Source organism: Gemella sp. GH3 (genome assembly GCF_013415425.1).
Lineage (GTDB): Bacteria > Bacillota > Bacilli > Staphylococcales > Gemellaceae > Gemelliphila.
The window spans coordinates 1-13,747 of record NZ_JACBYC010000128.1; the positions used below are offsets into that span (position 1 = coordinate 1).

The following is a 13,747-nucleotide window of genomic DNA, read 5'->3' on the forward strand; positions in this document are numbered from 1 at the left end:
AAATATTCTTTCATCATTTTTATCTATCTTATAAGCAAAAGGTCTTTTTATTAGTTTTTCTATTTTGTTCATATTAATTAAACCTTTCTTCTGCTTTTGCGACTTCTGTTTTCTCTACTGTTTTAAATGACTGTGTCCATTCATCAAATAAGCAATGTACAGATAGCTTTGATACTCTCCCGTAAAAGTCTCTAAATAAACATTGTCCTTTTACTGTATTTGATAATATTTTATAATTTATATAGTTACTTTCTAGTCCTAAAAGCTGTAAAATATTATCTCTGTCTTGGTCTTCATCAAAGGCAAATATACAACCATAATTACCTGCGATACCTTGCTCGTCTTTTATATCTCCCACAAGTTGAGTTATGAATATTAATGCGTTATTCATACTTCTTCCGATACGCTCTAGTTGTTTTTTTATTGCTCTACCTATTTTTGTTACGTTAAAACTCCAAGCCTCATCTATGTATATCATTGTTTTTTCGTTTTTATCACTTCCAAATATTCCCATAAACTTTCCAATTATCTGCATAACAAGTAATGATTTCTTTTGCGTATCTGTATACGTATCTACACTATCTGTTGCTTCTGGTAAATCTAATCCATACACTTGCAGAACTGTACTTTTATTGTTAAGTGATATAGTACTATTACTTCCGTCATATACTAATAATTTAAGCATTCCGTTTTGTGTTTTTTCATATAAATTATTACCTGCGTTTCTAACTTCTTCTTTTTCGTGTTTTTGTAGTTCTTCTATAACGTGCAAACTTCCTACTATTTCTCCTGATTCTTTTCTATCAACCACATTTCTTACTGTTTCTAGTATTGCTGTTTCTATTTCTAGTCTGTTTCTTACATCTATAATTTCAAAAAACATTTCCTTCGTAAGTTCTTTTGCTTCATCTCCATTTAGAAATGTGATAGGATCTAATATTCCATAGTTTTCTTCTTTTGTATAATCTATTGTTAAATAGTTTATACTGTTTAATAAATCTACAAATAAAGGATAATTCTTTTTGTTGTATTCATCTTCTGCCACTTTACTAAACCAATCTTTCATTTCACTTTTAGGGTCAAAATACAATGTTTTTATATTAAGCATTAAAGAATATATGTATAATAATTTAGCTAAAAAGCTTTTTCCTTTACCTGTCTTTCCCGTTACTGCTATATGTGGACTATCTGTTCCGGCTGTTTTTATTCCTTGATTGGCAAGCATAGGGTGGAATAATACTATATCTCTTGAATTGTATATAGCACTTTGTAATGTATTTGATTTTAAAAACTTATCTATTCTTCCTATATAAAACCCTATATTAGTACCTAATCTTTGCGTTACTCCAAAAAGTAGCTCTGCTAATGATTCTGTTGTACTTAATTGTAACCAATTCTTATATAATCCTAGTTCTTGACCTTGTAAAAATAAATAGAATAATTGTAATTGGTCAGCAATTGGACAAACTAAATTATTCCCTTTTTCTCTACCACTATTGGTCATTTTTATTTCTTGTTTTAACATTGAAATCTGTTTTTTTAAATCTTCTTTGTCTGTAGAACTTAAACTTATTACTAAAAGCCATTCAATAAAATTCTTTCCTGCTTGTTCTTCGCTATCTAATCTATCAATCAAATATCTATTTCTTAAACTTTCATCATTTAGTTTTCCTTTGCCTTGAAACTCATCTTGAATTTCATTTTCTTGTTTTTTATTTTTATTTGATAGTTTAAAATTAAACATTGTTTTATCAACTGCCTTCAATTTTAAATTTATTTCTAAAGGAAATGGAAAGCTTTGTAGTCTTTCAAAGATATGTAAATTGTTCATAAGTATATTTGTACTTTCTAAGACTAGATAGCTTTTATATATTGTATTATCTTCTGTATCTATTTTTAATATACCTTTTTCCCTACTATCCAATATGGCATTTGATATTTCAAAACTACCCCTTTTTGTACTTTCTTCTTCTATGTTGTGTACTAAATTACCTAAAAAGTTATATCTTATTAAGTAATTTAATTCATTTTCTGTACATCTTTCTACATTCAATATTTCTAAATCATTATATAAATATTTTTCAGCTTGCATAAATCTATAAAAATACTCGTCTGTTACTTCTATTTCATATCCTAATAGATTAGCTAGTATATCTGTAGTCTTTCCTACTGTATTTTTTACGGTATCTTTCATATTTTCTGAATTTATAGAAATACCGTCAAGTCTTATACCTATATAGAATTCATATCTTGCAATTGTTCCTAATTCAGACTTTAATATGTTAATTGTTTCAGTGCTATAATATTTTGCACAGTTATAAAATCTTTTATCAAAATCATTTTCTAAGTCTTCAAATCGTTCTTCTAAGTTCATATTTTTAGGTAACATTTGTAAATGTACATCTTTGTATTTGACTAAATTGTCAAGTACATTATAGAATTTCTTTTTATACTTTTCTTGTTCAAGCAAATTAGCACGTGATATTATTTCAGGAGTTATTTTATAATAAGCGTAAATTGTACCATTCTTAGTTAAAAGTATATTTTTATATGTTCTTTTTAATGGAAATTTTAACATCTATTCTCCTTTCTTTTGCCTTTATATAAATCTATTATTTTTCTTAATATATAAAACTTCTTTATCGTAACTATAAACTCTATTTTTATATACAACACTATACTTCCACACTATATAATCATATAGAAATATTATAGAGTTTTTACCGTCAACATTTCTTGTTGCGATATAATAAGTAAGTATTATAGGTAATGACCAATAAGTTAATCCTATATATTTTGTAAAATGTATTATATTATTAATAAAATAAAATATAATACATAATAATATGAATATAGCTATTGTAAGAAATTTTATACCATTTCTAAATTTTATCCAATTTTTGAAGTTATAAAGTTTGTGGGGACTTCTCCAAGCTTTTGTATAGTTATATAAATCTTTCATTATGTGAATATCAACCTAAAAATCTCTGAAACACTTGTTAATGCAGCTTGTGGGTTTCCAAAAAAATAAATTAATAATGATCCTACTAAAATTGCCCCAATAATAATTTTAACAGAACTTTTCGCTAAACCAATTATTATAACAACCCCAGCTACCAACAATGTTGCATATGTTGCTTCTATTGCGAATCTATCTAAAAGAGGTTTTAAACTTATCATATTTAATAAAAATAATTTTTCCATTTTCATATCCTTTCTATTTATGTTCTAATTTCTCAACGAAATATTTTCCGTCTTTTTTTGTTATTGTTAATGTAAATTTTTCTAATGTTGATAGTTTTATATCTTTATCAACTAAACTCAATTCTGTATATACTATATAATTATTATCATTGTTATAAACATCTATTTTGTTTATATTAGATAATTCTTTTCCAGTGATTACTTCAGGAGTTTTCATTAAATACTTTATTTCATCCTCAGTATAGCTTACATATTTTTTAAAGAAATCTTTTGTAAAGCTTTCTAATTCTTCTCTTTTATCTTTTTCTTTCTCAAATTTTATTTCTTTTTCTTCGTATGTTCCATTCGATTTATCTTTTGGAACATTTGAAAAATAAGGATAGTTACTTACAGAGTAGTTATTATCTATTACTTTTATTGGAATATTGATTAATTCTTGCCTTGTTTTCTTTATGTCTTCTTCTGTTAAACTATAACTTATAAGATATGTATATAGATAGTTTTCATTATCCATTTTCTCTGTAGAATATAGTCTTATTGATGTTAATTCTCTTTTTAATTTACTTGATTTTGTTTCTACGTTATCTTTTAAGTTTTTTAAATAATAATTTTCTAATTGTTCCTTGCGTTCTTTTTCTTTTTCGTTATTATAATTTATGTAAATTGTTGTAAAGTTTTTTGCGAAATTATCCATTTTTGAATTGTAAATATTACTTGTTTCAATCTCACTTTTTATTTGTTTCACATCTTCTGCAGTATTATTTAATTTAATTCTGTCTACACCTTTTTTTACTATAAGAAATATACTTGATGTTAGTATTAAGATAATAATAGTCCATACCATTGTTATTATTAGTTTATTTCTTCTTTTGGCTTTGTCTATCGTTCTAAAGTTTTCTTTTTGAAATAATTTTCTTTCTTTTTTGTATTCTTTATTTTCTCCAATGAAAAATGCTTTAATTTTATAAATTAATTTTTTCATATGTTCTACCTTTTAATATTCTTCGGGGTATACAAAATCTTGTGGCAAATCTACATTCTGTTCTGTGTTGTTTTCATTTTTAGTTTCTTTATAATCTATTACTTGTATTTCATTAGCTAGTACATCGAATGAATATTTTTTGTTACCTTGCTTATCTTCATAGCTGCTTGTTTGTAAGATACCTTGAATATATACTCTACCTTTATCTTTTAATTTTTCGTGTAAATAACTTGCTTTTTGTCCGAATACTGTTACGTTAATAAATGATGTTTTTACTTCTTTACTTTGATAATAATTACTTGCGACTGTTATTTTAGTATAGTACGCTCCGTTTTTTTGTTGTTTTAATTCAATTGGTTTTGTAAGTCTTCCACATATGCTGATTGTATTCATTTTTATTCACTCCCTTTTTTTAAGTTTTTATTTATTGATTCTAATATTTTATTTGCACAAATTTCAACTTCATCTACTAAACTTGCTATTTCAAATAAATTTTCTTCAACTTGCAATTCTTCATTTATTTCTGTTAAAGCACTTGTATATTTATCTAAGTCTTTTCTAAATTGTTCCATTATATCTCCCCCTTTTTTTATTTATTTAAGCCCATAAGCCATACTTATTAATTTCTAATATATCCTTTTCAAACTTACAAACTGCCTTTTGTGCAATTTCTAAATTATTAAAATATCCAAATCTATTTAATATATATTTATCTTTTTTTATTCTTGCCACTTTTAAAATATCTTCATCTATGTATAAGTAAAATTTTATGTCCTGATTTTCTATGTTTTTATTGTTTGTTTTTATAAATTTTTTTATTTTTAATATTAAGTTTTCTTTTTCATTTTGTAATTGTAAATAACTTTTTTCTCCCATTTTCTTCACTCACTTATTTTTTAATTTTCATCTTTATATAATTTTAATATTGACTGTTCGTATTTCTTTGTTGCGTTGTATGCGTCTCTGTAATCGTAAAAATATCCTAGTAACACAAATTCGTTGCACTGTTCATTTGTGCCTGATACTACTATATGTGGTTTTAAATCTATCATTATAATTGATATATAATATTTATTGCCATTGTGTTGTTTTAAGCCTTTTTTGATTGCTTCTTCGTTACACTTATCTCTATATTTTCTAAAATCTGACAAAAATTGTTCTTTTTGCCTTTTTTTCATTTCCTATCTTCCTTATTATTAATAAAGGAGGCTTAAAGCCTCCTTTGGTGCTTTTCTATATGTTTTCCTTTTCTTCGTATCTGCTGCATTCAGAAGATATTTTCATCATTACTAGTAGGCTTAATATTGCTACTAGTGAAAATACTGTCAAAGATATTGTTAAAACTGCGTTCATTTTTAACTCCTTTTAACTATTTTTCTTTTTAAAAATTCCAATAACTCCTACGAATACTACCATTAACAATGAAAGTATATATCCTACAAGATTTTGATTTTCTTCTTTTGGTGTTTCTTTTACTGCAGATGTTTTAGGTAATTGTTTTGTTTTTTCTTTTACTTTTGGTTTTTCTGCTTTAGGTTCTTCCTTAGGCTCAACTTTTGGTATTTCTACTTTTGGTTCTTCCTTAGGCTCAACTTTTGGTATTTCTACTTTTGGCTCTTCCTTAGGCTCTTCTTTTTTAGTATAGACTAATACTATAGTTTGGTCTTCTTTTAATACAATTCCTTTTAACCCTGCAGAGTTTTTACCTAATTCTTTATAAGTATAATTTTCAATATTTTTCGGTTTTACTTCATAAGAAGTACCGTATTTTTCTTGTTTTAAAATTGTTTCTGTATTTGAAATTTCTTTTCCTAATTCATCTACATATTTTACAATAACAGAAGCTTTAGGCACTTTTATTCCACTCGCATTTACATTTACCCCCTGAATATCTATACTATGATTTTCAACTTTTACATTATTCACATTTCCATTTGCTGAGTTATATTCCAATTTCATATTTGGTAATAATATTTTTTTGTTTTTAGCATCAATAGTATTAGAACTATTATCTGTTATTAAATATGGGAAGTATTGATTGATTGTTTTCCCTCTATCTACTGTTTCAAAATCTTTTTTAACTTTTAATTTTATTGATTTTGGAGTAACTTCTACTAATTCAAGTTCATCAACATATCTTTCTAATGTTACTACTCCGTACTTATTAGCAGTAGAATCTGCATACATATGGCTATGGTCTCTTGTAGTTATTGTTTTTCCTGAATATAATTCTTTTATTTTCTCTACATCAAATGAAATTCCCGTATTGTCTGATAGAGTGTACGTGAATAAGTCATCTTTTTTAGCTGGTGTATTGCTTGAGTTTGTAAGAACTAATCTTAATTCAGGATTTACAAATTCATTATCTTTTACATTTACTGTATTATACGACATTGCAGCCTCTGTTTTTGGAAAGTTTTTTACTTCTCCTTTTTCTACAAGTTTCGTAACTTCTGCAAGTGTGTTATTCCCTTGTGTTATTTTTGATGTTAAATTCTTATCCTCTATTGTGTTCGGTGTCTGCATTTGTGCGTTGTCTAAGCTAAATTTATATACTATATTCTCTAATTCTTCTACTGCTTTATTAAATATTACTCTAACTTTTGAATGATTTCCTTCAAATTTTTCTTCCTGAACATTATCATTAGCACGTTTAATAGCGTTTGTATCTTCTAATACTTTTACATTACCGATAACTGTATTTCCTGATTTTACTTGTAACTTGTTTGGTAGTGTCGGTAGGTTTTCAAATCTATATTCAACGTAATTTCCTGCTTTAGCTGGCTCTGTTAGTTTTGTAGTTACTTCATAACTAAATTTGTTAACTTGATAATTTAAATTACCTTTATCATTTAATTTAGGAGTAATTGTTGCCGTACTCTCATTTGCGACTTCTTTTGCTTGTTGTTCGTTTGCTGGTTTTACTTCTGAACTAATGTTTTGTGGTGTGTCTGCAGCGTGTGCCTCTCCACTTAATGCTGGCAATACAAACATTCCTATTCCTAATGATAATACTCCTACTGTTAATTTTTTTATACTGTATTTTTCGATTGTTTTTGTCATTTTTTTTATTTCCTTTCAGTTTTAAAGTTTTTTTTATTAAATTTTATATTAAATTATATATTTTTCTTTTTTAAGCCTAAAAAAATAAGAATACCACTTATTATTGACATTCCTAATGCTACGATACTATTATTTTTTAAACCTGTATTTGTTAATTTGTTTGTTTCTTTTTCATTTTGTAATTGTTCATTACTTAATTTTGTATATTCTAATTTATTATCTGTAGTTTCATTTTTGATTTCTTTTGCTTGTTGTTCTTGCTCGGATAATATGTTATTTTCTTGCGTTTTATCCCAAGTTATATAATGTGATTTGTTATCAATAACTCCATCTCTCTCATCTAAATAAACTCTATTATCCCCTAAGCTTATTTTATTATTTCTAACAATAATATTTTTTGTTGTACTACGTATATAATCATCTTCTTTTACAACTTTTCCATTACTTATACCAGCTAAAATATGTATTGGTCTAATGAATGGGTCTTCTACTCCATCAACGTGAATAGTGTTAATGAATTCATTATTCTCAATAATTATATTCTCATAACCTGTACTTCCAGTTGTATGGCTTCCTAAAGTTCCACCGTATCTTCTAACTGTTTCTTCTTCTGTTCCATCAATAAGAGATTGTCCATTTAAACCTTTAAAATCAGTGAATTTAGAATTTTTTATTGTTACATTTTTACTTGATTTATTATTAATCTTTTCATTATAGTTTTTGAATAATGAGCCGTTTGGTAGTGCATTAGGATCGCCTAATGCTCCTCGTAGTATTCCGTCTATTTGTATTACTTCCGAATATACAGAATGGTTATTTTTCTTATATCTTTTTTTCAAAATTTCTTGTGTGAAATTTTCTCCACCATATCCTGCACTTTCTATTCCGTCTATTTCTACATTATTTACTCCCATTAAATCAAATATATGGTCGTCGCTATGATGTGCGTTACTAAAATGTGCATTTTTTATTGTTACATTCTCACTCCCTACAAAGTTACCTTTAAATCTACCTCTCCAATTTGACTTGTAAGAGCCGTCTTGTTGAGTTTCTTCTGTCACACTTCCTACTACGTTATAATTTTCTATTACACGTGGGTCTTCTTTTGTTCCTTGTTTATCTTCAACATTTAAAAGCATATAACCATTTTTCCCTAAAAGAAATGTAGAGCCATTAAAATTTAAATCGTAACCATCAGTTGCTCCTTTTGGGAAGTTTAAAATAAAATGCCCGTTCGTTACTGTGTATGTGTTTTTAGGGAATGATATATTTTCTGTTGGCTTAAACGTTAATATATCTCCCGAAAAATCTTGTCCTGTTCTTTCTAAATATTCATTTAATAATTTTTGATTTGTAATTGTAGTAATTACATTTGCTTCTGTTTTTTTGTTATTTGTTACAACTTCTGTTTTTGGTTGTTCTTCTTTTGGTAATTCTTCTGCAAATGCTGAATTTCCAGTTGCAAAAAGAACTGTTGCAAAAAATGTTGATGTTATTAGCTTGTTTCTTTTTTTCATATTTGTCACTCCTTTTTATATTTTATTGTGTTTTTTTTCTTGTTTTAATTTTTAATAAAATTGCTCCGATTAATGACAGTACACTGTATATAATTGATTGATTAGTTTCTAGTCCCGTTTTTGTAAGTTTTTTTACTTCTTCTAATTCTTCATCTGTTTTTGCATTTGAAAGTGTTTGATATAATTGTTGTTTTTTACTTTCTTCAATTTTTGGTGTGTTTTCTATTATTTTTTTTAAATCTTCTTTTGTTGAATTATCTACTATTTTATCAAATTCTTTTTTTGTAGTATTGTCAGTGTTATTATTTATAATATCATCTTTTTTATTTTCTAATTCTTTATCTTCTTTTGTATCTTTATTTTCTTCTTTGTTTTCTTCCTTTTTATCTTCTTCTTTTGGCTGTTCATCTTTAGGATTTTCTTTGTTATCATCAATTATTGGTGGTACTTCTTTTTCATCTTCTTTTGGTAATTCTTTATTATCATCAACTATAGGTGGTCGATTTTCTTCTTTATTTTCTTCCTTGTTTTCATCTTCTATTTTTGGCTCTTCTTTTGGTGTTTCGGGAACTATCGGTTTATCATCAATTATTGGTGGCTGTTCTTCTTTTGGTGTTTCTTCGCTTGCCAAAGCAGAATTACCACTTGCCATTAACACTGTTGCGAAAAACGCTGATGTTATTAGTTTTTTCTTGTTTTTCATTTTCTAAATTCTCCTTAAATCATTGTATATAGTATTCAAGGCTTTTAAATGCTCTTGTTTCATTTTATAGTTAGGATATGTTTTCTTTTCAATATTACTCATTAATTCTGTAATAATCATATTAGTATATATATTTTGATATTTTATGCTGTTTGTTGCTCTAGCTTGTCCTAATTGCAATTTATCACCTTATTTTCTAAAATAGATCTGTTTCTTTCTTTATTGTTTCTTTTGATTTAATATATCTATCTATTTCTTCTTTTTCTTTATCATTATTCTTAAGGTTAGAATATGAAAGTATATCATCTAATGTATTGTAATTTTCAGGTAAAAGATTATTTTTTTTGGCTTTTTCATCGGCAATCATAACCTTATCTAAAGCAGTTGATACTTGAGTTTTTAACCAACTTTTTGTACGTTCTATACTTTTTTCTTTTGTTGGAATATCAAAATTGAAATTTTTTGACCCTAAAACTAAATTGTTCCATTTACTCCATAAGTCCTCTAATTTATCATCTTCATAAACAATAAGATATTTGTTAATAAGTGATATACCTATATTTTCAAGTCTTTCTCCTAAATGTATTTTTTTTAGTACTGAATTTGCTTTCTCATCTTTTAATACTATTTCATATCTATTATAATTTATGCTCTTATCTCCACTTTTAGCCTCTATCTCAGCACCTTTTTTATAAAATCTAAAATACAAATTTGATGTATTAGACCCTAAATATATTGTCATTCCCATATTTTCGCCTAACTTATCATCTTTTAAATATTTAAAATTTTTGAATTTACTTGTAAACTCTCGTTTTAACAATTTTTCCTCAAGTTCTCCTAACTCGAATATTGGCTCATAATCATCAATCGCAATATCCATTCTTGTTATTTTGCCTTTTCTTTGGTATATTTTTTCTAAAAAAGTGTACCAATTTTCGCCTTTTTCTTTTAATCTTTTGTATAAAACTCTACAACCCTCTCCCTTAATCTGTAAGTTACAATGATTATATGTTTCATCTCCGTACATTAACAATATACCGCTATACTCTAATACTTTTTGATAACTGTTATATTTTTTGTCTTGTTGTTCAATATCCGTTTCTTTTATATGAAGTAAATCAATTAATATATTTTTTAATTCTGATATATTAAAATAATTTTTCTGTTTCGCATAAAATGTACATTGAAACCAGTCTAAAGATATATACAATTCTTCATTTATATTTCGTTCTTCTTTTTTCTTATAAAATTTTTTTCCTTTCTTGATATTTTTATTTTCTAAATATTCAATAAATGAATATTTGTCAATAAATACTTTGTTATTCTCTTTTATAGATACTATTTCATTACTACTTATTAATCTTCTTATAGTGCTTTCTGAAATAGGCTTATCTATAAAATTAGAATATATCAAACATTCTTTTATAGTTGTTAGTTTTGACATTTTTAAAAACCTTTATAAAGTCATCTATACCAAGACTTTCCTAAACTTCTTTACTTTGTCATTTTTATATCTAACCCCCCTTATTAGTTAGTTGGGGGTTTTATGCAGGGGCAAGCCCCTGCCATTGCAGCAAGTATACTTTGCCACGCTTTGCCTTAACGGCACGCTAGCAAAGTCCCTTGCAGCAATTTCGCCCTTGAATGCAAAAAAAGACCACTATAATAATGATCTTTAATAAACTTCAAAATAAATAATCTGTAAAATTGTGTAGTATACTTTTTAAATTTTTTATAATCAAAATAGACACTACTAACTGTGTTTTATATTTCTTTCTAATTCAAATAAATTCGCAGTTAGTGGACTTTTCAAAATTTTATTATTTTTTATCAAAAATAATTAAAATTTCTCAAGTACTATTTCTTATCTTCTTTTTGATGACTAACATTTCCTTTTACTTTAATATCCTCAACTACTAAAGTATGGGCTATAGTTCTGTACTCTCCTGCACCTGCGACGGTTGATTTAACCTCTACTTCTCCTATTAATTCTATTTCTGTCATATATGGTAAGTCTAAATCTTTAGGGAATTTTGAAATTACAACTTCCCCTTTTAGCTTATCAGATAAAAGAACTATATCGTATGCAAAACGATTTGTTTTTACTCCATTTTCATAAAGCTCACGTGATTTAGAACGTAAGTAAACTAACTTACCTAATGTTTTATTTGTATCAATTATTAATCTTTCTATTTTCATTTTTTCTATTTCCTTTCAATTATTAAATATTACTATTATATTTTTTTAAAAATAAAAAAGAGATAAATTATTATCCCTTTTGTTTAAATATAGATTTTTAACAGATTTCGAAAATATTGACTCCGACAAATTATAAGCATTTTAAGACTTTTCAACCCACAAAATAGCAAAATTGGAGCCAGCGTTACAACACGTCTACAAGTTTTATAAAGGTATTACTTGCATTACCTTATAATTAATGTTATCATTAATTATATTCATATATTTAATTGTATGAATACAGCAGTACTTTTATAGATTATTTAAAACTAAATCTTATTAACCCTGCCCAGAGTTTATAATATGTTTTTTATAATATATAAATTTACTTTCCACAAATCATTTTTAAGTTCACTTTTTATTAGTGGACTTTTTTTGTAGACTAATGTATTTGCTATTTAGCGATTAAAATAAAAAAATATTTAACATAAAGATTTTACCCTTTACATTAAATATCATATCACGAATATTATTTCCAATTCTAAATTCAACCTTATTGAAGAATTTTCATTAAGAATTTTGATCTTGTCATTTAATGATTTATTTTTTAATTTTTCCGAATTAATATCTTCACTTGTTAACGTTAAATTCCAAATCGAAGCATTATTCATACTTCCATCATCTGATACCAAATGTTCAATTGTTAAAGTGTTATAATCCAACTTGGTATCATGCTGCTCTATATCACAAATTAGTTCTAATATATATTTAACTAAACGAGAATTTCTTTTTAATGTTTTATCTTTATTTGAATATTTGAAAGATTGATTTGTTTCAAACATTAATTTGTAATCTTTATTTGAAATATATCCTTCTAATTCATACAAAAACTTAGAAAATAACATCTTAAATTCATTCTCATTTTGACAATGATAAATGTCAAAAGAAATAGAGCTAATAATTTTATCTGTTCTATTACTAGTTTGCTGTGTTGTATTAAATATAAAGAAAAAATTCCTAAGTTGTAATAGTGCTTTTTCTTTTACATCATCACTTATTATTCCTTTTGAATTTAAAACATAAATAGCACAAAGCAATGATCTAATTTGTTGATTTCCTTTAATATAAAAATATCTTATAACACTATCTTTTGTATCCTTATTAGATATTTCTTTGTACACAACAGAAAAAGATTTAAAAGCATCTAAGAATGAACTTAAATCATCAATTTTTATTTCTTCTTTTATTAATCTATATATTGAATTTCTGTTCTCAGCATTTTTCTCTATATAACACTTTGCAAAATGTTGAATAATAATATCCGGATCACTCAAATGCTCAATATTATTTTGTATATTCCTCCATTTAACCTTTGCTTGATCTATAAACTCAATATCTCTAGGTTGTACATATTTCATAATATGATTTTTCAGTAGTTCAATTTGCTTTAATTTTTGACCTCTGGCATTAAGAACTTCAAAAATATTATAAATTTCTTCATCTTCATCTGAGGTTATTTCGACTATGTTAACAGACAAAAGTTTATTTAAAAATTTATCAAGATATGTGTAATCTTTACCTCTAAAATTGAAATCAAAATATGAAAACACATTATATAACTTATTTTCTTTAGAAAGCATTTTATTATTTGTTGCAGCGTCAATCATTTCTTTTATATCTGTATTATAAAGTTCATTATCTATCACGATTTTCTTTACAGACTCTTTTGTTAATGATGTTAGGAAAGTATTATAAATATAGTTATTTATATTTGCCTCTTCATTTTCTGATTGATTCTTAAAATTTTTATATATTACAATCATTAAAATATAAAGAGTTAACAATCTTTGTTGACCATCAATTATCTCATATACTTCCAATCCACTTTCACTATTATTATATTTATTGAGAACTATAGTACCAAGAAAGTGCGACCATTGTATTTCATTTTCATTTTCCAATGTAAACTGAAGATCTATCCAGAGTTCCTTCCAATTTACTTCTTTCCAAACATAATCTCTTTGATACCTTGGAACTTTATATATTGCAGAACGTTGAAATATATCACTAACTTTTCTATTTTCTGTTGTAAATGCCATA

At 25.9% G+C, this 13,747-nt stretch carries 15 protein-coding genes; all 15 read right to left on the bottom strand.

Going from position 1 to position 13,747, the window contains the following annotated elements; genetic code table 11:
• Positions 1-73 precede the first annotated feature (73 nt).
• Entirely contained in the window at positions 74-2,578 is a 2,505-nt protein-coding gene (locus HZY83_RS05370) for an ATP-binding protein (protein WP_179943037.1), read from the bottom strand.
• Positions 2,579-2,599: 21 nt separating this feature from the next.
• Positions 2,600-2,962, bottom strand: coding sequence for a TcpE family conjugal transfer membrane protein (locus HZY83_RS08605; RefSeq protein WP_179943038.1), 363 nt, complete (start codon positions 2,960-2,962; stop codon positions 2,600-2,602).
• Entirely contained in the window at positions 2,962-3,204 is a 243-nt protein-coding gene (locus HZY83_RS05380) for a TcpD family membrane protein (protein ID WP_179943039.1), read from the bottom strand. Before HZY83_RS05380 ends, HZY83_RS08605 begins: the two co-directional genes overlap by 1 nt.
• Positions 3,205-3,217: 13 nt before the next feature.
• The gene (locus HZY83_RS05385; protein WP_179943040.1) at positions 3,218-4,186 is read right to left on the bottom strand and encodes a conjugal transfer protein; all 969 of its coding nucleotides are present in this window, start codon (positions 4,184-4,186) and stop codon (positions 3,218-3,220) included.
• 12 nt (positions 4,187-4,198) lie between these two features.
• Positions 4,199-4,579: a single-stranded DNA-binding protein gene (locus HZY83_RS05390; protein ID WP_179943041.1), complete on the bottom strand. Its 381-nt coding sequence runs from the start codon at positions 4,577-4,579 to the stop codon at positions 4,199-4,201.
• A gap of 2 nt (positions 4,580-4,581) precedes the next feature.
• Positions 4,582-4,758 (bottom strand): hypothetical protein, encoded by a 177-nt coding sequence (locus HZY83_RS05395; protein ID WP_179943042.1) that lies wholly within the window; start codon positions 4,756-4,758, stop codon positions 4,582-4,584.
• Between the two features lie 25 nt (positions 4,759-4,783).
• Positions 4,784-5,062, bottom strand: a complete 279-nt coding sequence (locus tag HZY83_RS05400) for a hypothetical protein (protein WP_179943043.1) — start codon at positions 5,060-5,062, stop codon at positions 4,784-4,786.
• 20 nt (positions 5,063-5,082) lie between these two features.
• Positions 5,083-5,364, bottom strand: a complete 282-nt coding sequence (locus HZY83_RS05405) for a hypothetical protein (protein WP_179943044.1) — start codon at positions 5,362-5,364, stop codon at positions 5,083-5,085.
• 187 nt (positions 5,365-5,551) lie between these two features.
• Complete coding sequence (locus HZY83_RS05410; protein WP_179943045.1) at positions 5,552-7,249, bottom strand: MucBP domain-containing protein; 1,698 nt, start codon at positions 7,247-7,249, stop codon at positions 5,552-5,554.
• A gap of 53 nt (positions 7,250-7,302) precedes the next feature.
• Positions 7,303-8,766 (bottom strand): hypothetical protein, encoded by a 1,464-nt coding sequence (locus HZY83_RS05415; RefSeq protein ID WP_179943046.1) that lies wholly within the window; start codon positions 8,764-8,766, stop codon positions 7,303-7,305.
• 22 nt (positions 8,767-8,788) lie between these two features.
• On the bottom strand, positions 8,789-9,469 hold the full coding sequence (locus HZY83_RS05420; RefSeq protein ID WP_179943047.1) for a hypothetical protein: 681 nt from the start codon (positions 9,467-9,469) through the stop codon (positions 8,789-8,791).
• 3 nt (positions 9,470-9,472) lie between these two features.
• Entirely contained in the window at positions 9,473-9,649 is a 177-nt protein-coding gene (locus HZY83_RS05425; RefSeq protein ID WP_179943048.1) for a hypothetical protein, read from the bottom strand.
• A 16-nt stretch (positions 9,650-9,665) separates the two neighbouring features.
• On the bottom strand, positions 9,666-10,913 hold the full coding sequence (locus HZY83_RS05430; protein WP_179943049.1) for a replication initiation factor domain-containing protein: 1,248 nt from the start codon (positions 10,911-10,913) through the stop codon (positions 9,666-9,668).
• A gap of 413 nt (positions 10,914-11,326) precedes the next feature.
• On the bottom strand, positions 11,327-11,668 hold the full coding sequence (locus tag HZY83_RS05435; protein ID WP_179943050.1) for a hypothetical protein: 342 nt from the start codon (positions 11,666-11,668) through the stop codon (positions 11,327-11,329).
• A 494-nt stretch (positions 11,669-12,162) separates the two neighbouring features.
• Entirely contained in the window at positions 12,163-13,746 is a 1,584-nt protein-coding gene (locus tag HZY83_RS05440) for a DUF262 domain-containing protein (protein ID WP_179943051.1), read from the bottom strand.
• Position 13,747 lies beyond the last annotated feature (1 nt).

What these genes read in the sequence shown, in the direction of transcription:
- HZY83_RS05385 (WP_179943040.1), bottom strand. Translation starts at nt 4,186, where the DNA reads ATGAAAAAATTAATTTATAAAATTAAAGCATTTTTCATTGGAGAAAAT.
- HZY83_RS05410 (WP_179943045.1), bottom strand. Translation starts at nt 7,249, where the DNA reads ATGACAAAAACAATCGAAAAATACAGTATAAAAAAATTAACAGTAGGA.
- HZY83_RS05440 (WP_179943051.1), bottom strand. Translation starts at nt 13,746, where the DNA reads ATGGCATTTACAACAGAAAATAGAAAAGTTAGTGATATATTTCAACGT.
- HZY83_RS05415 (WP_179943046.1), bottom strand. Translation starts at nt 8,766, where the DNA reads ATGAAAAAAAGAAACAAGCTAATAACATCAACATTTTTTGCAACAGTT.
- HZY83_RS05420 (WP_179943047.1), bottom strand. Translation starts at nt 9,469, where the DNA reads ATGAAAAACAAGAAAAAACTAATAACATCAGCGTTTTTCGCAACAGTG.
- HZY83_RS05430 (WP_179943049.1), bottom strand. Translation starts at nt 10,913, where the DNA reads ATGTCAAAACTAACAACTATAAAAGAATGTTTGATATATTCTAATTTT.
- HZY83_RS05370 (WP_179943037.1), bottom strand. Translation starts at nt 2,578, where the DNA reads ATGTTAAAATTTCCATTAAAAAGAACATATAAAAATATACTTTTAACT.
- HZY83_RS05390 (WP_179943041.1), bottom strand. Translation starts at nt 4,579, where the DNA reads ATGAATACAATCAGCATATGTGGAAGACTTACAAAACCAATTGAATTA.
- HZY83_RS05380 (WP_179943039.1), bottom strand. Translation starts at nt 3,204, where the DNA reads ATGGAAAAATTATTTTTATTAAATATGATAAGTTTAAAACCTCTTTTA.
- HZY83_RS08605 (WP_179943038.1), bottom strand. Translation starts at nt 2,962, where the DNA reads ATGAAAGATTTATATAACTATACAAAAGCTTGGAGAAGTCCCCACAAA.
- HZY83_RS05405 (WP_179943044.1), bottom strand. Translation starts at nt 5,364, where the DNA reads ATGAAAAAAAGGCAAAAAGAACAATTTTTGTCAGATTTTAGAAAATAT.
- HZY83_RS05395 (WP_179943042.1), bottom strand. Translation starts at nt 4,758, where the DNA reads ATGGAACAATTTAGAAAAGACTTAGATAAATATACAAGTGCTTTAACA.
- HZY83_RS05435 (WP_179943050.1), bottom strand. Translation starts at nt 11,668, where the DNA reads ATGAAAATAGAAAGATTAATAATTGATACAAATAAAACATTAGGTAAG.
- HZY83_RS05400 (WP_179943043.1), bottom strand. Translation starts at nt 5,062, where the DNA reads ATGGGAGAAAAAAGTTATTTACAATTACAAAATGAAAAAGAAAACTTA.